23 protein-coding genes are annotated in these 21580 nt (G+C 59.8%); 14 read left to right on the top strand and 9 right to left on the bottom strand.

Translation table 11 applies throughout. The features are described 5' to 3' along the window. Positions 1–123: 123 nt before the first annotated feature. From ATI02_RS09660 to ATI02_RS09640, 5 genes are all read right to left on the bottom strand, one after another. Positions 124–1146, bottom strand: a complete 1023-nt coding sequence (locus tag ATI02_RS09660) for an SIS domain-containing protein (RefSeq protein ID WP_095188846.1) — start codon at positions 1144–1146, stop codon at positions 124–126. Beyond that, on the bottom strand, positions 1127–2233 hold the full coding sequence (nagA, locus tag ATI02_RS09655) for an N-acetylglucosamine-6-phosphate deacetylase (protein WP_100846140.1): 1107 nt from the start codon (positions 2231–2233) through the stop codon (positions 1127–1129). The genes ATI02_RS09660 and nagA overlap by 20 nt, the downstream gene beginning before the upstream one ends. A gap of 32 nt (positions 2234–2265) precedes the next feature. Beyond that, a complete protein-coding gene (locus ATI02_RS09650) occupies positions 2266–2997 on the bottom strand; it encodes a GntR family transcriptional regulator (RefSeq protein WP_100846139.1) in 732 nt (243 codons plus the stop codon). 282 nt (positions 2998–3279) lie between these two features. Next, on the bottom strand, positions 3280–3795 hold the full coding sequence (locus ATI02_RS09645) for a L,D-transpeptidase family protein (protein ID WP_095188849.1): 516 nt from the start codon (positions 3793–3795) through the stop codon (positions 3280–3282). 95 nt (positions 3796–3890) lie between these two features. Next, a complete protein-coding gene (locus tag ATI02_RS09640) occupies positions 3891–4442 on the bottom strand; it encodes an NUDIX hydrolase (protein WP_095188850.1) in 552 nt (183 codons plus the stop codon). A gap of 146 nt (positions 4443–4588) precedes the next feature. Between ATI02_RS09640 and ATI02_RS09635 the strand changes: the two genes are divergently transcribed. The 5 genes from ATI02_RS09635 (at position 4589) to purT (ending at position 7903) form a co-directional block, all read left to right on the top strand. Continuing rightward, positions 4589–5188 carry a CoA pyrophosphatase gene (locus ATI02_RS09635; RefSeq protein ID WP_095188851.1) on the top strand — a complete coding sequence of 200 codons (600 nt, stop codon included), beginning with the start codon at positions 4589–4591 and terminating at the stop codon, positions 5186–5188. 45 nt (positions 5189–5233) lie between these two features. Beyond that, complete coding sequence (locus tag ATI02_RS09630) at positions 5234–5758, top strand: gamma carbonic anhydrase family protein (RefSeq protein ID WP_047538150.1); 525 nt, start codon at positions 5234–5236, stop codon at positions 5756–5758. Continuing rightward, positions 5755–5970 carry a DUF1289 domain-containing protein gene (locus ATI02_RS09625; protein ID WP_095188852.1) on the top strand — a complete coding sequence of 72 codons (216 nt, stop codon included), beginning with the start codon at positions 5755–5757 and terminating at the stop codon, positions 5968–5970. The genes ATI02_RS09630 and ATI02_RS09625 overlap by 4 nt, the downstream gene beginning before the upstream one ends. Before the next feature lie 183 nt (positions 5971–6153). Next, a complete protein-coding gene (locus tag ATI02_RS09620; RefSeq protein WP_016986366.1) occupies positions 6154–6621 on the top strand; it encodes a VUT family protein in 468 nt (155 codons plus the stop codon). Between the two features lie 100 nt (positions 6622–6721). Beyond that, the gene (gene purT / locus ATI02_RS09615) at positions 6722–7903 is read left to right on the top strand and encodes a formate-dependent phosphoribosylglycinamide formyltransferase (protein ID WP_100846138.1); all 1182 of its coding nucleotides are present in this window, start codon (positions 6722–6724) and stop codon (positions 7901–7903) included. Positions 7904–7997: 94 nt separating this feature from the next. On the opposite strand, the gene ATI02_RS09610 is transcribed toward purT, so the two are convergent. The 3 genes from ATI02_RS09610 to ATI02_RS09595 all read right to left on the bottom strand — a co-directional run bounded on the left by ATI02_RS09610 (position 7998) and on the right by ATI02_RS09595 (position 11696). Then, complete coding sequence (locus tag ATI02_RS09610) at positions 7998–9314, bottom strand: MFS transporter (RefSeq protein ID WP_095188854.1); 1317 nt, start codon at positions 9312–9314, stop codon at positions 7998–8000. 315 nt (positions 9315–9629) lie between these two features. Continuing rightward, on the bottom strand, positions 9630–10871 hold the full coding sequence (locus ATI02_RS09600; protein ID WP_100846136.1) for a transporter associated domain-containing protein: 1242 nt from the start codon (positions 10869–10871) through the stop codon (positions 9630–9632). Positions 10872–10883: 12 nt separating this feature from the next. Next, a complete protein-coding gene (locus ATI02_RS09595; protein WP_095191190.1) occupies positions 10884–11696 on the bottom strand; it encodes a cytochrome C assembly family protein in 813 nt (270 codons plus the stop codon). A 210-nt stretch (positions 11697–11906) separates the two neighbouring features. Between ATI02_RS09595 and ffh the strand changes: the two genes are divergently transcribed. The 6 genes from ffh to ATI02_RS09560 all read left to right on the top strand — a co-directional run bounded on the left by ffh (position 11907) and on the right by ATI02_RS09560 (position 16199). After that, the gene (ffh, locus tag ATI02_RS09590; protein ID WP_008081630.1) at positions 11907–13283 is read left to right on the top strand and encodes a signal recognition particle protein; all 1377 of its coding nucleotides are present in this window, start codon (positions 11907–11909) and stop codon (positions 13281–13283) included. 409 nt (positions 13284–13692) lie between these two features. Then, positions 13693–13944, top strand: a complete 252-nt coding sequence (gene rpsP / locus ATI02_RS09580; RefSeq protein WP_016986371.1) for a 30S ribosomal protein S16 — start codon at positions 13693–13695, stop codon at positions 13942–13944. A 5-nt stretch (positions 13945–13949) separates the two neighbouring features. Beyond that, positions 13950–14486, top strand: a complete 537-nt coding sequence (gene rimM, locus ATI02_RS09575; protein ID WP_095191188.1) for a ribosome maturation factor RimM — start codon at positions 13950–13952, stop codon at positions 14484–14486. A 2-nt stretch (positions 14487–14488) separates the two neighbouring features. Next, positions 14489–15241, top strand: coding sequence for a tRNA (guanosine(37)-N1)-methyltransferase TrmD (gene trmD, locus ATI02_RS09570; RefSeq protein ID WP_100846135.1), 753 nt, complete (start codon positions 14489–14491; stop codon positions 15239–15241). Positions 15242–15286: 45 nt separating this feature from the next. After that, the gene (rplS, locus tag ATI02_RS09565; RefSeq protein ID WP_003175895.1) at positions 15287–15637 is read left to right on the top strand and encodes a 50S ribosomal protein L19; all 351 of its coding nucleotides are present in this window, start codon (positions 15287–15289) and stop codon (positions 15635–15637) included. A gap of 148 nt (positions 15638–15785) precedes the next feature. Beyond that, entirely contained in the window at positions 15786–16199 is a 414-nt protein-coding gene (locus ATI02_RS09560) for an acyl-CoA thioesterase (RefSeq protein ID WP_025112190.1), read from the top strand. A gap of 116 nt (positions 16200–16315) precedes the next feature. Here the strand turns inward: ATI02_RS09560 and ATI02_RS09555 are convergent, their stop codons facing one another. Continuing rightward, entirely contained in the window at positions 16316–18124 is a 1809-nt protein-coding gene (locus tag ATI02_RS09555; protein WP_100846134.1) for a cation:proton antiporter, read from the bottom strand. A gap of 108 nt (positions 18125–18232) precedes the next feature. On the opposite strand from ATI02_RS09555, the gene xerD reads away from it, so the two are divergent. The 3 genes from xerD to ATI02_RS09540 all read left to right on the top strand — a co-directional run bounded on the left by xerD (position 18233) and on the right by ATI02_RS09540 (position 21552). Beyond that, complete coding sequence (gene xerD / locus ATI02_RS09550) at positions 18233–19129, top strand: site-specific tyrosine recombinase XerD (RefSeq protein WP_095191185.1); 897 nt, start codon at positions 18233–18235, stop codon at positions 19127–19129. 255 nt (positions 19130–19384) lie between these two features. Further along, positions 19385–20116, top strand: a complete 732-nt coding sequence (gene dsbC, locus ATI02_RS09545) for a bifunctional protein-disulfide isomerase/oxidoreductase DsbC (RefSeq protein WP_095191184.1) — start codon at positions 19385–19387, stop codon at positions 20114–20116. Between the two features lie 131 nt (positions 20117–20247). Beyond that, on the top strand, positions 20248–21552 hold the full coding sequence (locus ATI02_RS09540; protein WP_007908972.1) for a homoserine dehydrogenase: 1305 nt from the start codon (positions 20248–20250) through the stop codon (positions 21550–21552). Positions 21553–21580: the final 28 nt, after the last annotated feature.

Here is a 21580-nt window from a genome sequence, read left to right as displayed (position 1 = left end):
TTCGCTGAGCCCTGTAGGAGCTGCCGAAGGCTGCGATCTGTTGATCTTGATCCATAAAAACCAGATCAAAAGATCGCAGCCTTCGGCAGCTCCTACAGGGGGATTCGTCGTCCGTTTTGGTTATCAGTGCGTACGCGTCACTTTGCTCAGGTGGCGCGGTTGATCTGGGTCCATGCCTCGGGCCACGGCCAGGCCTGCAGCCATCACGTAGAAGCTCTGGATCGCCAGAATCGGATCGAGGGCCGGGTGCTCGGCGCGGCTCAGGGTCAGATCGCGTTCGCTCACATCGTCCGGTGCGGCCAGCAAGACGCGGGCGCCGCGTTGACGCATTTCCGCCGCCAGACTCAACAGGCCGGCCTGTTCGGCGCCGCGTGGTGCGAAGACCAGCAGCGGATAGTGTTCGTCGATCAACGCCATCGGGCCGTGACGGACTTCGGCGCTGCTGAAGGCTTCCGCCTGGATCGCCGAGGTTTCCTTGAACTTCAACGCCGCTTCCTGAGCGATGGCAAAACCGGCGCCACGGCCGATGACCATCAAGCGTTCGCAATCGCGCAGGGCCTCAATGGCCGCGCTCCAGTCCTGTTGCGCTGCTGCACGCAAGCCTTCGGGCAGGGCGTTGTGCGCCTCGAGCAATTCGTTGTCCTCTTTCCAGTGCGCGATCAAGCGTGCGCTGGCGCTGAGGGTGGCGATGAAACTCTTGGTCGCGGCGACGCTGCTTTCGGTGCCGGCGAGCAGCGGCACGCTGAATTCACACGCGGCTTCCAGGGGCGAATCTGCGGCGTTAACCATGGAAACGCTCAGCGCCCCGCGCTTGCGCAGCAGGCGCAGACTGTTGACCAGATCCGGGCTCTGACCCGACTGCGAGAAGGCAAAAGCGACCTGACCGCTGACCTTCAACGGCGCCTGCTGCATGGTCACCACCGACATCGGCAACGACGCTACCGGCACGCCCAGTTGCTGCATGGTCAGGTAGGCGAAGTAGCTCGCCGCGTGATCAGAGCTGCCACGGGCCACAGTCATCGCCACTTGCGGCGGCTGACGGCGCAGGCGCCCGGCGATCTCGATCAGTTGCGGGTCGAGTTGTTGCAGTTGGGCCTGCACGGCCTCGAACGAGGACAGCGCCTCTTCAAGCATTTTTGAAGTCAATGTCTTCTCCTTCGACCATGACGGTGGTCAGTGTGAGTGAGCGGTCGAGCCGCACGCAGTCGGCCCAGGCGCCGGGTTCAAGGCGCCCGCGTTCGGTGATGCCGAGGTAGTCGGCGGGGAATTGCGAAAGACGTTGCGAAGCCTCGGCAATCGGCAAACCGATCTTCACCAGATTGCGCAGGGCCTGATCCATGGTCAGCGTGCTGCCGGCCAGCGTGCCGTCGGGCAGGCGCACGCCGCCCAGGCATTTGGTCACGGTGTGGCTGCCGAGCTTGTATTCACCGTCGGGCATGCCGGCGGCAGCGGTCGAATCGGTGACGCAATACAGGCACGGGATCGAGCGCAGAGCCACGCGGATGGCGCCGGGGTGGACGTGGAGCAAGTCCGGAATCAGCTCGGCGTACTTGGCGTGGGCCAGTGCCGCGCCGACGATGCCCGGTTCGCGGTGATGCAGCGGGCTCATGGCGTTATAGAGATGGGTGAAGCTGGTAGCGCCGGCGTCGAGGGCGGCGACGCCTTCTTCGTAACTGCCGAGGGTGTGGCCGATCTGCATGCGGATACCGCGGCTGCTGAGTTCACGGATCAAACCGTCGTGGCCGGCGATTTCCGGGGCGATGGTGATCACCCGGATCGGCGCCAGCGCCAGATATTCTTCGACTTCGGCCATCAGTGCGGTGTGGGCGAAGTTCGGTTGCGCGCCCAGTTTGCCGGGGTTGATGTAGGGGCCTTCGAGGTGTACGCCGAGGACCCGGGCGCTGTTGGCCGGGCGCTGTTCGCAGAACTCGCCGACGGCCTTGAGTACGCTGGAAATCTCGGCACTCGGCGCGGTCATGGTGGTGGCCAGCAGCGAGGTGGTGCCGAAACGCACGTGGGTCTTGGTGATGGTCTCGAAAGCGCTGGCGCCTTCCATGATGTCCTTACCGCCACCGCCGTGAACGTGCAGGTCGATGAAGCCTGGCAGCAGATACGGCAGATCGTTGTCTGCCGGATCGCAAGGCACGCCTTCGATCGACACGACTTTGCCGTGTTCGTGAATCAGCCGGCCGCGAACCCAGCCCTGAGCGGTGAGGATGTTGTCTTCAGACATTTCGGTTCTCGCTGTTTGACGTCTGCGCCCGGTTAGCGGCGCAGCTCTGCAACAAAGTCGTAGTAGTCGTTGCGGCAATAGGTGTCGGTGACTTCGATCGGCGTGTTGTCTTCCAGATAGCCGACCCGGGTCATCAGCAGCATGGCGGTGCCGGGGGCGATGCCGACCAGCGCGGCGAACTCGTCCGAGGCGTTGATCGCCTGGATGTGCTGCAAGGCGCGGACGATCGGTTTGCCGATGCCGTCGAGGTATTCGTAGAGCGAGTCGCTCACCGCTTGCGGCTTGGGCATGATCGAGGCGGGCAGGGTGCTCATCTCGATAGCCATTACCGTGTCGTCGGCTTTGCGCAGGCGTTTCATGCGCGCGACCTTGTCGTTTGGCGACAGGCTCAGGCGGATTAGCTCTTCGTGAGTCGGCAGGGTGATTTCCCGCTCCAGCCATTGCGAACTGGGCACGAAGCCCTTGAGGCGGAGCATTTCGCTGAAGCCGGAGAGGCGTGAGAGGGGTTGTTCCAGGCGTGGCGTGATGAAGGTGCCGGAACCTTGCAGGCGACGGATCAGGCCTTGATCGAGAAGGACTTCCAGTGCTTTGCGTGCGGTGACTCGGGAAATGCCCAACTGTTCGCTGAGGTTGCGCTCGGACGGCATCGCCTGTTCGGCTTTCCACTGCCCGGCATGAATCGCTGCTTCCAGGTTGCGCGCCAGTTGCAGGTACAGCGGCGTCGGCTGGGAGTCGTCTGGGCGTAGGACGTTGAAGTCATTCATGTCGGTCATTTCCGGCGCGAGTATTGGATTGTTGTGGCTCGCTTGTGGTGCGGAAATTAATACCACTTGAATACCATGTCAACGTAGGGAAATGGTCGTTGGCCCAATGAAATGGCGGTTTTCTGAGGTGGTTGTCTTAAGTGGTATTAAGGGTGGTCGTTAAATAGCAAAAGATCGTAGCCTTCGGCAGCTCCTACAGTGGGAAGTGGTATCACCTCTGTAGGCGCTGCCGCAGGCTGCGATCTTTTGATTTATTTTTTGCAGGTGACCAGTGGTCAGGGACTAAGGGCGAATCTCGATCATCGTGCCATCCGGCACCAGGCCCCAGACTTCGCGCATGTCCATGTTGCGCATGGCGATGCAGCCGTCGGTCCAGTCCAGTGTGTGGAACAGGTCTTCGGGAGTGTCCTCGGTGTCGGGGGTGCCGTGGATCATGATCATCCCCCCAGGTTCGACGCCTTCACGCCGGGCGCGGGCGGAGTCGCTGATGTTCGGGTAGGAGATGTGCATCGCCAGATTGAATTTTTCGCTGACTTTACGCCAGTCGATCCAATAGAAACCTTCTGGTGTGCGTTTGTCGCCCTCGATCAGTTTCGGCCCTTTTTTCGCACCCTTGCCCAAGGAAATGCGATAGGTCTTGAGTGGCTTGCCGTCGACGATCAACTGCAGTTGATGGGCGGATTTGAGCACCAGAACTTTCTCGATCAGAGGCGTTTTCGACGGCGTCACGGTGGTCACGAATGACGCTTGCGAGACCGTGACGAACGACAGGCAGAACAGGGCAAGCAACCAGCGCATTGAAACGATTCCCCAAGGAGTGACGCAAACAGGTTTTATGTATGAGCTACCGCAGGCTGCGATCTTTTGATCTTCTAGCCGGTGCCATCGCCCGATCAAATAATGACCGGCTGCACCAACGGCGGGATCGATTCCGAACGAACCGGATAAGTCTCGATACGCCGGTCAGCGAAGAAGCATTCTAAGGTACGCCCCACCGTGCGGAAAGCCAGCTCGTCCCACGGGATGTCGGCTTCGTCGAATAGTTGTACTTCCAGGCTCTCGGGGCCGGCGGCAAAATCCAGATCGACCAGTTCGGCGCGGAAGAACACATGCACCTGACTGATGTGCGGCACATCGATCAGGGTATAGATGCTCAGGTTGCGCACCCGGGCGCAGGCTTCCTCGGCGGTTTCGCGGGTCGCGGCCTGTTCGATGGTCTCGCCGTTCTCCATGAAACCGGCGGGCAGCGTCCAATAGCCGAGGCGTGGCTCGATGGCGCGGCGACAGAGCAGCACTTTAGTGCCCCAGGTCGCGACACAGCCGGCGACGATATTGGGGTTCTGATAGTGAATGGTCTGACAGCTATCACAGACAAATCGCAGTCGCGAGTCGCCCTCGGGAATGCGCTGGGTCACCGGGTTACCGCACTGGCTGCAAAATTTCATGCTTGGGTTCCTGAAGGCTGCGCCTATCTTGGCGTGCAGCGGTGTCGGTCGGCAAGTTGTCGTTTCGCGACATGGCCCCGTGAGGGGGTTGGGCGGCTGCAATGATTGGTGCATGATGCAGGGTAAGGCACAGATCGAGAACACTCATGCTGGACGAGCTACTGCATAGGGTAAGCAACCACACACCGCGCACGCTGGAGACCGACACCCGTTTCCCCGAGGCCGCCGTTCTGGTGCCGATCACCCGCAGTGACGAGCCGGAACTGGTGCTGACCCTGCGTGCCAGCGGGCTCTCGACCCACGGCGGCGAAGTCGCCTTTCCCGGTGGACGTCGCGATCCCGAAGACCCGGATCTGATCTTCACCGCCCTGCGCGAAGCCGAAGAAGAGATCGGCCTGCCACCGGGACTGGTCGAAGTGATCGGCCCGCTCAGCCCGTTGATCTCCCTGCACGGCATCAAAGTCACCCCTTATGTCGGCGTGATCCCCGATTTCGTCGAGTACCAGCCCAACGACGCGGAAATCGCCGCAGTGTTCAGCGTGCCGCTGGAATTCTTCCGCAAAGACCCTCGCGAACACACCCATCGCATCGACTATCAAGGTCGCAGTTGGTACGTGCCGAGCTATCGCTACGGCGATTTCAAGATCTGGGGCCTGACCGCCATCATGATCGTCGAGTTGATCAATCTGCTCTATGACGCCAAGATCAGTCTGCATACTCCGCCTAAAAGCTTTATTAACACCTAAGCCATCGTTCGAATGGCCATCACCGTGAGCCCTGAGGAAAACAAGATGAAATACCGCTTGGGCGACGCCCGTGTCGAGACCCACCCGCAGAGCTGGGTCGCCCCCAATGCCGTGCTGGTAGGCAAGGTCAAACTGGAGGAGGGCGCCAACGTCTGGTTCAACGCCGTGCTGCGCGGCGACAACGAACTGATCCTGATCGGCAAGAACAGCAACGTCCAGGACGGCACGGTGATGCACACCGACATGGGTTATCCGCTGACCATCGGCACCGGCGTGACCATCGGCCACAACGCCATGCTGCATGGCTGTACGGTCGGCGACTACAGCCTGATCGGCATTAATGCGGTGATTCTGAACGGCGCGAAGATTGGCAAGAACTGCATCATCGGCGCCAACTCGCTGATTGGTGAGGGCAAGGAAATCCCGGACGGTTCGCTGGTGATGGGTTCGCCGGGCAAGGTCGTGCGGGAATTGACCGAGCCACAGAAGAAGATGCTCGAAGCCAGCGCCGCGCACTATGTGCACAACGCCCAGCGTTATGCGCGTGATCTGGTCGAGCAAGAAGAATGAACACGCCCGAAAGACCTGTCGCTTCGCCCTGTGTGAATATTTGTGCGCTGGATGAGGACGACGTTTGCACTGGCTGCCAGCGCACGGTCGAGGAGATTACGCGCTGGGGCCGGATGACCAATGACGAGCGCCGCGTGGTGCTGGGTTTGTGTCATGAGCGGGCGAAGGCGAGTGGGTTGGTGTGGATGATCCCCGGGAAATCCGGCGCCTGACAGGGCGCCTTCGCGAGCAAGCCCGCTCCCACACTGGATCTATTGCATACACAAAATCTGTGTTCACTGTAGATCCAATGTGGGAGCGGGCTTGCTCGCGAAAAGGCCGGCACCGCCTCGACTTCTTATTGGCCCAAAACAATCCCTGAAGTAACCTGTGCGCCAATCTGACAGGTCGCCCCCATGATTTTCCTCATCGCCTACATCAGCAGCGTTGTACTCATCAACTTCGCTTTCTCCACCGCGCCACACCTGGACATCATCTGGTCGGCCTGGGGCGGTCTGGTGTTCGTGCTGCGCGACATGGTTCAAACCCGCTTCGGCCATGGCGCAATCGTGGCGATGCTGGCGGCACTGGTGCTGTCTTACGTTACCTCCGATCCGTCCATTGCACTGGCCAGCGCCACCGCATTCGCGGTCTCCGAGTGCATCGACTGGCTGGTGTTCAGCATCACCAAACGACCGTTGCGCGACCGCTTGTGGATCAGTTCGGCGCTGAGCATTCCCCTCGATACCTTCATCTTTTTCGGCATGATCGACCTGCTGACGCCACCGGTAATCATCACCGCGCTGGCCTCCAAGTTTGCCGGTGTCACCGCCGTCTGGCTGATCATGGCCTGGCGCGAGCGCAAACAGGCCGTCGCCGGCTGAAGCCAAACCCTCGGGTTCATGTAAAATGCCGCGCTTTCTCCCCATGGAAAGCGCGCATCGCGTTGCTTTCCTCGATGATCCGCTTCTTTGAGGACCTGAGATGACCCGTATCGGAACTCCATTGTCGCCAACCGCGACCCGCGTATTGCTGTGTGGCTGTGGTGAGTTGGGCAAGGAAGTGGTAATCGAGCTGCAACGCCTGGGCGTTGAGGTGATTGCCGTCGACCGTTACGCGAACGCGCCGGCCATGCAAGTCGCCCATCGCAGCCATGTGATCAACATGCTCGACGGCGCGGCCCTGCGTGCAGTCATCGAGGCCGAGAAACCGCACTTCATCGTGCCGGAAATCGAAGCCATCGCCACCGCCACCCTGGTCGAACTGGAAGCCGAAGGCTTCACCGTGATTCCGACTGCCCGTGCTGCGCAGTTAACCATGAACCGCGAAGGCATCCGTCGTCTGGCCGCTGAAGAGCTGGATCTGCCGACCTCGCCGTACCACTTTGCCGACACCTTCGAGGACTACAGCAAAGCCGTTCAGGACTTGGGCTTCCCCTGTGTCGTGAAGCCGGTGATGAGTTCGTCGGGCAAGGGCCAGAGCCTGCTGCGCAGCAATGATGACGTGCAGAAAGCCTGGGACTACGCCCAAGAGGGCGGCCGCGCGGGTAAAGGCCGAGTGATCATCGAAGGCTTCATCGATTTCGACTATGAAATCACCCTGCTGACCGTGCGCCACATCGGCGGCACCACGTTCTGTGCGCCGGTCGGTCACCGTCAGGAGAAGGGCGACTATCAGGAATCCTGGCAGCCACAAGCCATGAGCCCGATTGCACTGGCTGAGTCCGAGCGTGTTGCCAAGGCTGTCACCGAAGCATTGGGTGGTCGTGGTCTGTTTGGCGTCGAGTTGTTCATCAAGGGTGATCAGGTGTGGTTCAGCGAAGTCTCGCCGCGTCCGCATGACACCGGTCTGGTCACGCTGATTTCCCAGGATCTGTCGCAGTTCGCCTTGCACGCACGCGCCATTCTTGGCCTGCCGGTGCCGTTGATTCGTCAGTTCGGGCCATCGGCTTCGGCGGTTATTCTGGTGGAAGGTCAGTCGAATCAAACCGCATTCGCCAACCTGGGTGCTGCGCTGAGCGAGTCGGATACGGCGCTGCGTCTGTTCGGCAAGCCGGAAGTGAATGGCCAGCGTCGTATGGGCGTGGCGCTGGCGCGGGATGAGTCGATTGAGGCTGCTCGGGCCAAGGCAACTCGCGCTGCTCAGGCTGTTGTTGTAGAGCTGTAAACCGAGGCGCGGCATTCGCGAGCAGGCTCGCTCCCACTGGGAAATGCATTCCAAATGTGGGAGCGAGCCTGCTCGCGAAGCTTTTGATCTTCTGTCAGGCAATCTGATTCAGATCGTTATTACGCGTTTCCTTCAAGCACAGCACTGCGATCAAGCTGATCACCGCCGCTCCCGAAACATACCCCCCGACATAACTCAAACCGCCCATCGCCACCAGTTTCTGCGCAAAGAACGGCGCTGCCGAGGCTCCGACAATGCCGCCGAGGTTGTAGGCTGCCGATGCGCCGGTATAACGCACGTGAGTCGGAAACAGCTCCGGCAGTAGCGCGCCCATTGGCGCAAAGGTCACGCCCATCAAGAACAACTCAATGCACAGAAACAGCGCCACGCCCCAGGTCGAGCCCTGAGTCAGCAACGGCTCCATCAGAAACCCGGACAGAATCGCCAATACGCCGCCGACGATCAGCACCGGTTTGCGCCCGTAACGGTCACTGGCCCAGGCCGACAGGGGTGTCGCGGCCGCCATGAACAGCACGGCAAAGCACAGCAGGCCAAGGAACGTCTCACGCCTGTAACCCAGAGTGGACACGCCGTAGCTCAGGGAAAACACAGTCGAGATATAAAACAGCGCATAGCACACCACCATCGCCGCCGCGCCCAACAGGGTTGGCGCCCAGTACTGACTGAACACCTCGACCAGCGGCACTTTCACTCGTTGCTGGCGGGCGATGGCATTGGCGAATACCGGTGTTTCGTGGAGTTTCAGGCGTACATACAGGCCGACCATCACCAGTGCCGCGCTGAGCAGGAAAGGAATCCGCCAGCCCCAACTGCGGAACTGCTCGTCGCTCAGCGTCATGGCCAATGTCAGGAACAGGCCGTTAGCCGCGAGAAAGCCAATCGAAGGGCCGAGCTGCGGGAACATGCCGAACCAGGCGCGCTTGCCCTTGGGCGCGTTTTCCGTGGCCAGCAACGCGGCTCCACCCCATTCGCCGCCCAATCCCAGGCCCTGACCGAAACGCAGCACGCACAGCAGAATCGGCGCCCAGGCGCCAATGCTGGCATAACCCGGCAGCACGCCAATCAGCGTGGTGCAGACGCCCATCAGCAGCAGCGAGGCAACCAGCGTGGACTTGCGCCCGATGCGATCACCGAAGTGACCGAACAGCGCCGAGCCTAACGGGCGGGCAAGAAAGGCAATGCCAAAGGTGAGAAACGCCGAGAGCATCTGCGCGGTGCCGGAGGTCTGCGGGAAGAACACCGGCCCAATCACCAGTGCGGCGGCCGTGGCATAAACGTAGAAGTCGTAGAACTCGATTGCGGTGCCGATGAAGCTCGCCGTGGCGACGCGAGTGGCGGAATTGGTCGGCTGGGCAGGCGCGGTTTCGCTGTAAGCAGTACTGGTTGTCATGCGGTGACCCCTGACAGTCATGAGCTCCGTTGGAGCGAATTATTATGGTCGAACACCCAGGGATGTGGGGTGAGGAGCGGTCGCTGTTTCGAGTAGGAACAGTCGCCGGAGTGCAGCGGAAATGGCCGATGCCTCTCGGGTGCGGGGTAAGCACGAGGTTCGGCGGCGCTTGGGTAAGCGCCTCGATTATAGGAAGGAGGCTAACAATTGAACAAGAGCAAAAGATCGTCCGAACGCGGCCCGAACCTTCGGCAGCTCCTGCATTTGGAATGCGTTCCCCTGTAGGAGCTGCCGAAGGCTGCGATCTCTTGATTTTTATCGGGCAGGCACCAAAGCAGGCACAGAAGAGGTATGCCAAATCAGCACTTTGCTAACCCGGTTCTCTTCAGTCTCAAGAATCTCCAGGCGATATCGGCCAATCTTCAAGCAAACCGCACTCTCCGGAATGGTCTCCAGCGCTTCGGTCACCAACCCGTTGAGGGTTTTCGGGCCGTCGCTGGGCAAATGCCAACCCAGGCATTTATTCAATTCACGAATCGACGCTGCGCCATCAATCACCATACGACCATCAGGCTGCGGATGGATGTGCGGGTTATCGAGGCTGTGCTCGCTTTCAAATTCGCCGACGATCTCTTCGAGGATGTCTTCCAGGGTGACGATCCCCAGCACTTCACCGTATTCGTCCACCACCATGCCCAGGCGTCGCTGCTGCTTGTGGAAATTGAGCAGTTGCAATTGCAGTGGCGTGCTTTCCGGAACGAAGTACGGCTCGTAACTGGCCGCCATCAGGGCCACGCGGGTCAGGCTGTCATTGTTCAGCAGGTGACGGATCTGCCGGGTATTGAGCACCGCTTCGACCTGATTGATGTCGCTGTGGAACACCGGCAGGCGCGTGCGCTTGGTGTCGCGCAGTTGTTCGATGATTGCTTCGATCGGGTCGTCGAGGTTGATGCCGTCGACGTCACTGCGCGGGACCAGAATGTCGTTGACGGTGATGTTGTCCAGCGCGTGAATGCCGGACACCGGGTGCAGGCGAGCCGGGTGTTCGGGGTCGTCATGACGATTGGCCGGCACATCGTCTTCGCTTTGCTGCACCACCTGGGGTTTGCGCGCAAACGGACGCATCAGCAAAGCGCTGAGCCGACTGAACAACCAGGCAAATGGATAAATGATTTTCAGCGGCACGGCCAGCAGGGTATTGCCGAAAACCAGCACGGCGTCGGGATAACGCTGGGCGAGGGTGCGCGGAAAGTAATCGGCGAAGACCAGCAGTATTGCGCCGGCCCCCAGGCATGCGGCCCAGGGGCCGTTTTCTTCGCAGAGGAAAATCGCCAGCAGCGTGGCAATCACCACCGCGAGCGCGCGGCACAGGGTATTGCACAGAATCAGACTGTCGAGCGGGAAGCTCAGCTTCGCCAGCGGCTTGTCGCTGGCGCGCGAGGCCGTGCGTTGCGCGAGCAGATGCTGCTGCGCGATTTCGACGGCGGTAAACAGCCCCGACCATAAAATCAGCAGGACAAAAACCGCGAGCATCGGCCCTATGGGCAAACCGTCCATTTATGCCGCCCGTCAGATGTGCAGAATGTATTCACGAACCAGTTTGCTGCCGAAATACGCCAACATCAGCAGGCAGAAGCCGGCGAGGGTCCAGCGAATCGCCTTGTGGCCGCGCCAGCCGAGGCGATTACGGCCCCACAGCAGTACGCTGAAGACGATCCAGGCCAGACACGCCAGCAAGGTCTTGTGCACCAGATGCTGGGCGAACAGGTTCTCGACGAACAGCCAGCCGGAGATCAACGACAGCGACAACAGCGTCCAGCCGGCCCAGAGGAACCCGAACAGCAGGCTTTCCATGGTTTGCAGCGGCGGGAAGTTCTTGATCAGCCCGGACGGGTGCTTGTGCTTGAGCTGGTGGTCTTGCACCAGCAGCAACAAAGCCTGGAATACGGCGATGGTGAACATGCCGTAGGCAAGGATCGACAACAGGATGTGGGCGAGGATCCCGGGCTCTTCATCGATGATCTGCACCGTGCCGGTCGGCGCGAACTGCGCCAGCAGCACGGTGATCGCCCCCAGCGGGAACAGCAGAACCAGCAGGTTCTCCACCGGGATTCGCGAGCAGGCGAGCAGGGTCAGCGCGATGACCGCCGCGGCAATCAGGCTGGAGGCGCTGAAGAAATCCAGGCCCAGGCCGATCGGCGTCAGCAAGTGGGTGAGCAGGCTGGCACTGTGGGCGACCACGGCGAAGATGCCGAGGGTAACCAGCAGGCGCTTGTTCGCCTTGGCGCCGGTGGCCAGACGGGTGCTCTGATAAAGGGTCGCAGCGGCATATAGAAGGGCGGCGGCGAGGGTGGTCAGCAAACTGGGTGACAAGGGGAGCATAAATCCTGTTAGGCAAGCCCGAAAGGGGCTGAGTTTGGCATAGAACCGCCATGACACGAAAGACTCGTCAAGCTGACAGCGAGGTGTCCGCCAGACGCAGTCTTCGCTATAATCCGCGACCTGCCCACGCCGCAGGCTCGCCGAGCACATGTTGATTCCGGTCTGGGCCGCCATTATCCCGGTCTACACAGGGCCTGAAAGGATCGCGCAATGTTTGAAAACTTAACCGACCGTCTCTCGCAGACGCTGCGCCATGTCACCGGCAAGGCGAAGCTGACCGAAGACAATATCAAAGACACCCTGCGCGAAGTGCGCATGGCGTTGCTCGAAGCCGACGTCGCCCTGCCGGTGGTCAAGGACTTCGTCAATTCGGTCAAGGAGCGCGCTGTCGGTACCGAGGTGTCGCGCAGCCTGACGCCGGGCCAGGCGTTCGTGAAGATCGTCCAGGCCGAACTCGAAAGCCTGATGGGCGCGGCCAACGAAGACTTGAACCTGAGCGCTGTGCCGCCCGCCGTCATTCTGATGGCCGGTCTGCAGGGTGCGGGTAAAACCACCACTGCCGGCAAACTCGCGCGCTTCCTTAAAGAGCGCAAGAAGAAGTCGGTCATGGTTGTGTCGGCGGACGTCTATCGTCCTGCTGCTATTAAACAGCTGGAAACCCTCGCCAACGACATCGGCGTGACGTTCTTCCCGTCCGACCTGAGCCAGAAGCCGGTCGACATCGCCACCGCGGCTATTAAAGAAGCCAAACTGAAATTCATCGACGTGGTCATCGTCGATACCGCCGGTCGTCTGCACATCGACGAAGAGATGATGGGCGAGATCAAGGCGCTGCACGCCGCGATCAACCCGGTCGAAACCCTGTTCGTGGTCGACGCCATGACCGGTCAGGACGCCGCCAACACGGCCAAGGCGTTCGGCGATGCACTGCCGTTGACCGGTGTGATCCTGACCAAGGTCGACGGCGATGCCCGTGGCGGTGCCGCGCTGTCGGTGCGCGCGATCACTGGCAAGCCGATCAAGTTCATCGGTATGGGCGAGAAGAGCGAAGCGCTCGATCCGTTCCACCCTGAGCGTATCGCTTCGCGGATTCTCGGCATGGGCGATGTGCTCAGCCTGATCGAACAGGCTGAAGCTACGCTCGACAAAGACAAGGCCGACAAACTGGCCAAAAAGCTGAAGAAGGGCAAAGGCTTCGATCTCGAAGACTTCCGCGATCAGCTGCAACAGATGAAGAACATGGGCGGCCTTGGCGGGCTCATGGACAAACTGCCGAGCATCGGCGGCGTCAACCTGTCGCAAATGGGCAATGCCCAGAACGCCGCAGAGAAGCAATTCAAGCAGATGGAAGCCATCATCAACTCCATGACCCCGGCCGAGCGCCGCGACCCTGAGCTGATCAGCGGTTCGCGCAAGCGCCGGATCGCCATGGGTTCCGGCACTCAGGTGCAGGACATTGGTCGCTTGATCAAGCAGCACAAGCAGATGCAGAAGATGATGAAGAAATTCACCGCCAAAGGCGGAATGGCGAAAATGATGCGCGGCATGGGCGGTATGTTGCCCGGCGGCGGCATGCCGAAAATGTAAGGTGTCCCGTTTCACCCATTCTGCTCACTTATGGCGGCGTCTGATGCCCTCATGCTGCGTTGCCGCTCCTCGCCATAGCTGGCTATGACTCGTCGCGGCGCCTTGCTTGAGGGCATCAGCCACTCGCCAAAAGTGAGCGAAATGGGTGAGGCGGGACACAAGAACTCGCCGGTCGTCGCACCGGCGCAAGCCCCGCAAGGATGCGGGATCAACAGCAAACCCGCACTCGGCGGGAGCTGACTGGCCGTTTTCATCGACGGCTCTATATGCAAATCTGCACGGCATGCCATAGGCGCCGGAAAAAGTCATTTGCAAAAGTCCGGATATTCCTTAGAATATGCGGCCTTTCGGGCACCCATGCCCGCTGTGCATTTAGATTTGCAGCACCGACTACAGGAACGATGTTCACATGCTAACAATCCGTCTTGCCCTTGGCGGCTCCAAAAAGCGCCCGTTTTACCACCTGACCGTAACCGACTCGCGTAACCCGCGTGACGGTTCCCACAAAGAACAGGTTGGTTTCTTCAACCCTGTTGCCCGTGGTCAGGAAACCCGTCTGTCCGTGAACCAAGAGCGCGTTGCCTACTGGCTGAGCGTTGGTGCACAACCTTCTGAGCGCGTTGCTCAGTTGTTGAAGGAATCTGCCAAGGCTGCGGCCTGAGCAATATGAACGCGACGCCTGCTGTTGCCGATGATTTGATCGTTATTGGCAAAATTTATTCTGTTCATGGCGTTCGCGGCGAAGTGAAGGTTTATTCCTTTACTGATCCGACTGAAAACCTGTTGCAGTACAAAACCTGGACGCTCAAGCGCGAAGGCAATGTCAAACAGGTCGAGCTGGTCAGTGGACGCGGGAGCGATAAGTTCCTGGTCGCAAAGCTCAAGGGTCTTGATGATCGTGAAGAAGCTCGTCTTCTGGCCGGTTACGAGATCTGCGTGCCACGCAACCTGTTCGCTGAATTGACCGAAGGCGAGTACTACTGGTACCAGCTGGAAGGTCTGAAGGTCATCGATCAACTGGGGCAATTGCTCGGGAAAATCGATCATCTTCTGGAAACCGGCGCCAATGATGTAATGGTAGTCAAGCCTTGCGCTGGCAGCCTGGATGATCGCGAACGCCTGTTGCCCTATACGGAGCAATGCGTGTTGGCAGTCGACCTCGCAGCGGGCGAGATGAAGGTGGATTGGGACGCGGACTTCTAAACGTGGCTAATTTGCGCGTAGAAGTGATCAGTTTGTTTCCCGAGATGTTTTCCGCCATTGGCGACTACGGCATCACCAGTCGTGCGGTCAAACAGGGGCTCTTGCAGCTGACCTGTTGGAATCCGCGGAACTACACGACGGATCGGCATCACACTGTGGACGATCGCCCGTTTGGCGGTGGTCCGGGCATGGTGATGAAGATCAAGCCCCTGGAAGATGCTCTGGTTCAGGCCAAGGCAGCAGCCGGGGAGGCGGCGAAGGTGATTTACCTGTCCCCCCAAGGCCGTCAACTGACTCAGTCGGCGGTACGCGAGTTGGCACAATCGGATGCATTGATCCTGATTGCCGGCCGCTATGAAGGCATTGACGAGCGCTTTATTGAGGCTCATGTCGATGAAGAGTGGTCGATTGGCGACTATGTACTGTCTGGCGGCGAGCTGCCGGCGATGGTCCTGATCGATGCGGTTACACGACTGCTGCCTGGAGCTTTAGGGCATGCGGATTCCGCTGAGGAAGATTCCTTTACGGATGGTCTGCTGGATTGCCCGCACTACACCCGACCTGAGGTGTATGCGGATCAGCGTGTTCCCGACGTGTTGCTAAGTGGCAATCACGCGCATATCCGGCGTTGGCGTTTACAGCAGTCCCTTGGTAGGACCTATGAACGACGCGCCGATCTTCTGGAAAGCCGCTCGCTTTCTGGAGAAGAGAAGAAGCTGCTCGAGGAATACATCCGCGAGCGGGACGATAGTTAACAACGTATCGATGGTAGATCAGTTGATTTACCTTAGGAGCACAGCATGACCAACAAAATCATCCTTGCACTCGAAGCAGAGCAGATGACCAAAGAAATCCCTACCTTTGCCCCAGGCGACACCATCGTCGTTCAGGTGAAAGTGAAGGAAGGCGATCGTTCCCGTCTGCAAGCGTTCGAAGGCGTTGTAATCGCCAAGCGTAACCGCGGCGTGAACAGTGCGTTCACCGTTCGTAAAATCTCCAACGGTGTTGGCGTAGAACGTACTTTCCAGACCTACTCCCCGCAGATCGACAGCATGGCTGTTAAACGTCGCGGTGACGTACGTAAAGCCAAGCTGTACTACCTGCGCGACCTGTCGGGTAAAGCAGCTCGCATCAAGGAAAAACTGGCTTAAGTCCAGCTTCCGATGCAGAAAAAAGCAGCCTACGGGCTGCTTTTTTGTTGTCCGCAATAAACTGCCCCCATCCTGTAGGAGCTGCCGAAGGCTGCGATCTTTTGATCTTGTTTTCGATTTGCAGTCTACTTTTTACGAGTCATCTCACATGTCTATCCGCGATCAGGAAATCGAACGCCGCACTGAACTCTCGGTAACCCGCGTGACCAAAGCCGTCTTCCCGCCGACCACCAACCACCACAACACCCTGTTCGGCGGCACTGCGCTGGCGTGGATGGACGAAGTGTCGTTCATCACCGCCACACGTTTTTGCCGTTTGCCGCTGGTGACCGTGTCCACCGACCGCATCGACTTCAATCACGCGATCCCGGCCGGTTCCATCGTCGAACTGGTCGGGCGAGTGATCAAGGTCGGCAACACCAGCCTCAAGGTCGAGGTGGAAGTGTTTGTTGAAAGCATGAGTTGCGATGGGCGTGAGAAGGCGATACATGGGCAGTTCAGCTTTGTCGCCATCGACGATGACAAGCGACCGGTGCCGGTGCTGCCAGGGTTTGCTGCCTGATCCAGAACTGAGTCGCGTCATTCGCGAGCAGGCTCGCTCCCACAGTGATCAGGGTAAACACAAAATTCATGTCCGGCACACAACCTGTGTGCGAGCCTGCTCGCGAAGACGTCAGGTCAGGCGCCGCTGATCTCAGGCTGAATCAGAGCCAGCACTGTCCACCCGGATCCCGGCTTCACCGTAGTCTCCGGCGTCACCACATGCACCCAGCCACTGTCATCGCGCATGAACAGCAGCGTTGCTCGATTACCATGCAGCGCGCGGTAATCATCCCAGCCAAACCCATCCGTCAGTGTCGTGCTGTACAACTCGGCACCCTGACTCAGCCGACTGGCCAGTTTCGCGTAAGTGAGAGCCTCACTGCCCAACTGATTGCCACGATGCTCAAGGCTCGCACGATGTTTGTCGCTGCGACGGCTTTCCTGGCCACTCGCCAGCCCGAACAAGCGTTGATGGCCGAAATCATGACGAAAGCGCATGGCTGCCAACGTATTCAGTTCGCCTGACGGCGACAGCGCCAGCAGGTGCCCCAGCCCGACCAGGTCCAGATGGGCGTCGGCATGCTGTGAAGCCGGGTTGCCAAAGTAGGTCGGCAAGCCTTCCATGCGCGAAGCACGGATATTTTCCCAGCTTGAATCCGTCAGCAGCACCCGACTGCCCAGTTGCTGCAACGACTTGCCAAGCTCCCGCGCCGGACCATTGGCTCCCACGATCAGGAAGCCACTCGGCGCTGGCTCCGCGACGTTGAGCAGGCGTGCCAGCGGTCGTGCGGTAGCGCTTTGCAGCACCACGGTGCCGATGATCACCGCAAAGGTCAGCGGCACCAGCAGCAGCGCGCCTTCATGCCCGGCTTCATCCAGTCGAATGGCGAAAATCGCCGACACTGCCGCCGCGACGATCCCGCGTGGTGCGATCCAGCACAGCAGGGCACGTTCGCGCCAGCTCAGGCTGGAACCGGCGGTACTCAGCAGTACGTTCAGTGGGCGGGCGATCAGTTGAATCACCAGCAGCAGAATCAGCACCAGCGGCCCCAGACCGATCAAAGCGTTCAAGTCCAGCCGCGCCGCCAACAGAATAAACAGCCCGGAAATCAGCAACACGCTGAGGTTTTCCTTGAAGTGCAGAATGTGCCGCACATCCACGCCTTTCATGTTGGCCAGCCACATGCCCATCAACGTCACCGCCAGCAGCCCGGACTCGTGCATCACTTGGTTGGAGGCAATGAAAATCCCCAGCACCGCCGCCAGTGAGGCGAGGTTGTGCAGATACTCCGGTAGCCATTGTCGGCGGATAACCGTGCCGAGCAACCAGCCACCGACGATCCCGAACGCCGCACCGCACACAATCACTCCGCCGAAGGTGAACAGGCTCTGCTTGAGACCCTGACCTTCGCCGCTGGCGATGATAAAGCTGTAGACGACCACGGCGAGCAAGGCGCCAATCGGGTCGATGACGATGCCTTCCCAGCGCAGAATGTTGGCAATCGTGGCTTTCGGCCGTACCACGCGCAGCATCGGCACAATCACCGTCGGCCCGGTGACCAGCGTCAGGCTGCCAAACAGAATCGCCAGCATCCAGTCGAAACCGAGCAGGAAATGCGTGGCGACCGCGATGACGACCCAAGTTGAAATTGCGCCAATGGTCACCAGTCGATGCACGACGCTGCCGATCTCCTTCCACTCCGACAAGTGCAAGGTCAGGCTGCCCTCAAACAGAATCAATGCCACCGCCAGTGACACCAGCGGCATCAGCAACGGCCCGAACATTTCCTGCGGATCAAGCCAGCCCAGCACCGGGCCCGCGAGAATCCCGGTCAGCAACAGGAACAGAATCGCCGGCAGCTTCAGGCGCCAGGCCAGCCATTGGCAGCCCAGCGCCACAACACCAATCCCGCCAAATGCCAATAAAATTTGCTGCTCGTTCATTGCTGCTCCCTGTTCCTTGAAATAGCGGGCTATGAAAGACTAGCGGCCATTCCTACAGTTCACTTCACATTTGCGCGCAATCCTTGAGGTTGCGTGTCTTGAGCGCCCATGCCTGCCATCGATCATCCACTGATAGACCAGTTTCTCGACGCGCTATGGCTGGAGAAGGGCCTGTCCGATAACACCCGTGATGCCTATCGCAGCGATCTGGCGCTGTTCAACGGCTGGTTGCAGGAGAAGAACCTCGAGCTGATCAACGCCGGTCGTGAGCTGATTCTCGATCACCTGGCCTGGCGTCTGGAACAGAACTACAAGCCACGTTCCACGGCGAGATTTCTTTCCGGGGTGCGTGGCTTTTATCGCTATCTGCTGCGGGAAAAGTTGATCAGCGTCGACCCGACGTTACGCGTTGACATGCCGCAATTGGGTAGGCCATTACCCAAATCGCTGTCGGAAGCCGACGTCGAGGCGTTGCTCAAAGCGCCGGACCTGAGCGAAGCCATCGGTCAGCGAGACCGCGCCATGCTGGAAGTATTGTATGCCTGTGGTTTGCGCGTGACAGAACTGGTCAGCCTGACACTGGAGCAGGTCAACCTGCGCCAGGGCGTCTTGCGGGTGATGGGCAAGGGCAGCAAGGAGCGTCTGGTGCCGATGGGGGAGGAGGCGATTGTCTGGATCGAACGCTACATGCGCGATGGTCGTGGCGAGTTGCTCGGTGGCCGCCCCAGCGATGTGCTGTTCCCCAGCCAGCGCGGCGAGCAGATGACCCGCCAGACCTTCTGGCACCGGATCAAGCATCAGGCCAAGGTTGCGGGGATCGGCAAGTCGCTGTCACCGCACACCTTGCGTCATGCGTTTGCCACGCATTTGCTCAACCATGGCGCGGATTTGCGCGTGGTGCAGATGTTGCTCGGGCACAGCGACCTGTCGACCACGCAGATCTATACCCACGTTGCCCGCGCCCGACTGCAAGACCTGCACGCCAAACATCACCCAAGAGGTTGAACAAAAATTCCTGTGGGAGCGAGCCTGCTCGCGAAGAGGGAGTGTCAGTCAGCGTTCATTTAGCTGACACACCACTTTCGCGAGCAGGCGCGCTCCCACAAGGATCTGTGCAGTCCTGAAAGTGTGTCGACAGGCGCATTCGGCCACCGTGGCCTTATGTGTTAGGCTTTGCCGGTTTGCACGATGGACGGTTATGACCCGGTGTTCCGGCACGGGCGTTCTGATCGATCCATTTGTCCGCCTTCAGGAGTTCTCATGCGTCTGACCCAGATTTTCGCCGCCGCAGCCATTGCGTTGGTCAGTACCTTTGCCGTCGCCGATGACGCGGCCGACAAAGCGATTCGTCAAAGCCTGGAAAAACTCGAACTCGAGGTTCCGGTAGAAAGCATCAATGCCAGCCCGCTGCCAGGCATGTACGAAGTCAAGCTCAAGGGCAGCCGTGTGCTGTACGCCAGCGCCGATGGCCAGTACATCGTTCAGGGCTATCTGTTCCAGCTCAAGGACGGCAAACCGGTCAACCTGACCGAGAAAGCCGAGCGCGTGGGCATCTCAAAACTGATCAATGCCATTCCGGTTGCAGAAACCGTGGTTTACCCGGCCATCGGCGAAACCAAATCGCACATCACCGTGTTTACCGACACCACCTGCCCGTACTGCCACAAGCTGCACGCCGAAGTGCCTGAGCTGAACAAGCGCGGCATCGAAGTGCGCTACGTTGCGTTCCCGCGCCAGGGCCTCGGCTCGCCGGGCGACGAGCAGCTTCAAGCCGTGTGGTGCTCGAAAGACAAGAAAGCAGCCATGGACAAAATGGTCGATGGCAAGGAAATCAAGGCCGCCAAGTGCGCGAACCCGGTTTCGAAACAATTCGCCCTCGGTCAGTCGATTGGTGTAAACGGTACACCGGCCATCGTTTTGGCTGACGGACAAGTCATTCCGGGCTACCAGCCTGCGCCACAAGTCGCCAAACTGGCGCTGGGCGCCAAGTAATTCGCATCGTCACGGTCAGCCTTTGACGATCATGGTCCGGCAGCAGCATCGCCGGGCCATTAATAGAGAGCCGCGAGCACGCGGTTGTTTTCCGGCCGACCCTGAGTCGGCCGTTTTATGGGGAGTTCACAGTGAATCCGGTCAAAGTAGGCATCTGTGGGTTAGGGACCGTCGGTGGCGGTACCTTCAACGTACTTCAGCGCAACGCCGAGGAAATTGCTCGTCGTGCCGGGCGTGGGATCGAAGTGGCACAAATTGCCATGCGCACGCCAAAGCCTCAGTTCCAGACGACCGGTATTGCGATTACCAACGATGTCTTCGAAGTGGCCACGAACCCTGAGATCGACATCGTCATAGAGCTGATGGGCGGCTACACCGTTGCCCGCGAGCTGGTACTCAAGGCCATCGAGAATGGCAAGCATGTGGTCACCGCGAACAAGGCTCTGATTGCCGTTCACGGTAATGAAATCTTCGCCAAGGCACGCGAGAAAGGCGTGATCGTGGCGTTTGAAGCAGCTGTTGCCGGTGGCATTCCGGTGATCAAGGCGATCCGTGAAGGCCTGTCCGCCAACCGCATCAACTGGGTCGCCGGGATCATCAACGGCACCGGCAACTTCATCCTCACCGAAATGCGCGAGAAGGGTCGCACCTTCGAAGACGTGCTGGCCGAAGCGCAAGCGTTGGGCTACGCCGAAGCCGATCCGACCTTCGACGTCGAAGGCATCGACGCGGCGCACAAGCTGACGATTCTGGCCTCCATCGCGTTCGGCATTCCGCTGCAATTCGACAAGGCTTACACCGAAGGCATCACCAAGCTGACCACCGCTGACGTCAATTATGCCGAAGCGCTGGGCTATCGCATCAAGCACCTCGGCGTGGCGCGCAGCACTGCCGCCGGCATCGAGTTGCGCGTACACCCGACGCTGATCCCGGCCGATCGCCTGATCGCCAACGTCAACGGCGTGATGAACGCGGTGATGGTCAACGGCGACGCTGCCGGTTCGACCCTGTTCTATGGCGCTGGCGCCGGCATGGAGCCGACCGCCTCGTCGGTGATCGCCGATCTGGTGGACGTGGTTCGCGCCATGACCTCCGACCCGGAAAACCGCGTACCGCATCTGGCCTTCCAGCCGGACTCGCTGTCGGCCCATCCGATCCTGCCGATCGAAGCCTGCGAAAGCGCCTACTATCTGCGCATCCAGGCCAAGGACCATCCGGGCGTACTCGCTCAGGTGGCGAGCATCCTCTCGGAGCGCGGTATCAACATCGAGTCGATCATGCAGAAGGAAGTCGAGGAACACGACGGTCTGGTGCCGATGATCCTGCTGACCCACCGCGTGGTGGAACAGCGCATCAACGACGCGATCGCTGCTCTCGAAGCCCTGGCAGGTGTGAACGGTCCGGTTGTGCGCATCCGCGTCGAGCACCTGAACTAAGCAGTAATCGTTCACCGGGCCCGTGCGC

The organism is Pseudomonas baetica (assembly GCF_002813455.1).
Taxonomy (GTDB): Bacteria; Pseudomonadota; Gammaproteobacteria; order Pseudomonadales; family Pseudomonadaceae; genus Aquipseudomonas; species Aquipseudomonas baetica.
This window is presented reverse-complemented; position numbering and strand designations above follow the sequence as displayed.

What these genes read in the sequence shown, in the direction of transcription:
- nagA (WP_100846140.1), bottom strand. Translation starts at nt 2,233, where the DNA reads ATGTCTGAAGACAACATCCTCACCGCTCAGGGCTGGGTTCGCGGCCGG.
- ATI02_RS09650 (WP_100846139.1), bottom strand. Translation starts at nt 2,997, where the DNA reads ATGAATGACTTCAACGTCCTACGCCCAGACGACTCCCAGCCGACGCCG.
- ATI02_RS09645 (WP_095188849.1), bottom strand. Translation starts at nt 3,795, where the DNA reads ATGCGCTGGTTGCTTGCCCTGTTCTGCCTGTCGTTCGTCACGGTCTCG.
- ATI02_RS09640 (WP_095188850.1), bottom strand. Translation starts at nt 4,442, where the DNA reads ATGAAATTTTGCAGCCAGTGCGGTAACCCGGTGACCCAGCGCATTCCC.
- ATI02_RS09635 (WP_095188851.1), top strand. Translation starts at nt 4,589, where the DNA reads ATGCTGGACGAGCTACTGCATAGGGTAAGCAACCACACACCGCGCACG.
- ATI02_RS09630 (WP_047538150.1), top strand. Translation starts at nt 5,234, where the DNA reads ATGAAATACCGCTTGGGCGACGCCCGTGTCGAGACCCACCCGCAGAGC.
- ATI02_RS09625 (WP_095188852.1), top strand. Translation starts at nt 5,755, where the DNA reads ATGAACACGCCCGAAAGACCTGTCGCTTCGCCCTGTGTGAATATTTGT.
- ATI02_RS09620 (WP_016986366.1), top strand. Translation starts at nt 6,154, where the DNA reads ATGATTTTCCTCATCGCCTACATCAGCAGCGTTGTACTCATCAACTTC.
- purT (WP_100846138.1), top strand. Translation starts at nt 6,722, where the DNA reads ATGACCCGTATCGGAACTCCATTGTCGCCAACCGCGACCCGCGTATTG.
- ATI02_RS09610 (WP_095188854.1), bottom strand. Translation starts at nt 9,314, where the DNA reads ATGACAACCAGTACTGCTTACAGCGAAACCGCGCCTGCCCAGCCGACC.
- ATI02_RS09600 (WP_100846136.1), bottom strand. Translation starts at nt 10,871, where the DNA reads ATGGACGGTTTGCCCATAGGGCCGATGCTCGCGGTTTTTGTCCTGCTG.
- ATI02_RS09595 (WP_095191190.1), bottom strand. Translation starts at nt 11,696, where the DNA reads ATGCTCCCCTTGTCACCCAGTTTGCTGACCACCCTCGCCGCCGCCCTT.
- ffh (WP_008081630.1), top strand. Translation starts at nt 11,907, where the DNA reads ATGTTTGAAAACTTAACCGACCGTCTCTCGCAGACGCTGCGCCATGTC.
- rpsP (WP_016986371.1), top strand. Translation starts at nt 13,693, where the DNA reads ATGCTAACAATCCGTCTTGCCCTTGGCGGCTCCAAAAAGCGCCCGTTT.
- rimM (WP_095191188.1), top strand. Translation starts at nt 13,950, where the DNA reads ATGAACGCGACGCCTGCTGTTGCCGATGATTTGATCGTTATTGGCAAA.
- rplS (WP_003175895.1), top strand. Translation starts at nt 15,287, where the DNA reads ATGACCAACAAAATCATCCTTGCACTCGAAGCAGAGCAGATGACCAAA.
- ATI02_RS09560 (WP_025112190.1), top strand. Translation starts at nt 15,786, where the DNA reads ATGTCTATCCGCGATCAGGAAATCGAACGCCGCACTGAACTCTCGGTA.
- ATI02_RS09555 (WP_100846134.1), bottom strand. Translation starts at nt 18,124, where the DNA reads ATGAACGAGCAGCAAATTTTATTGGCATTTGGCGGGATTGGTGTTGTG.
- xerD (WP_095191185.1), top strand. Translation starts at nt 18,233, where the DNA reads ATGCCTGCCATCGATCATCCACTGATAGACCAGTTTCTCGACGCGCTA.
- dsbC (WP_095191184.1), top strand. Translation starts at nt 19,385, where the DNA reads ATGCGTCTGACCCAGATTTTCGCCGCCGCAGCCATTGCGTTGGTCAGT.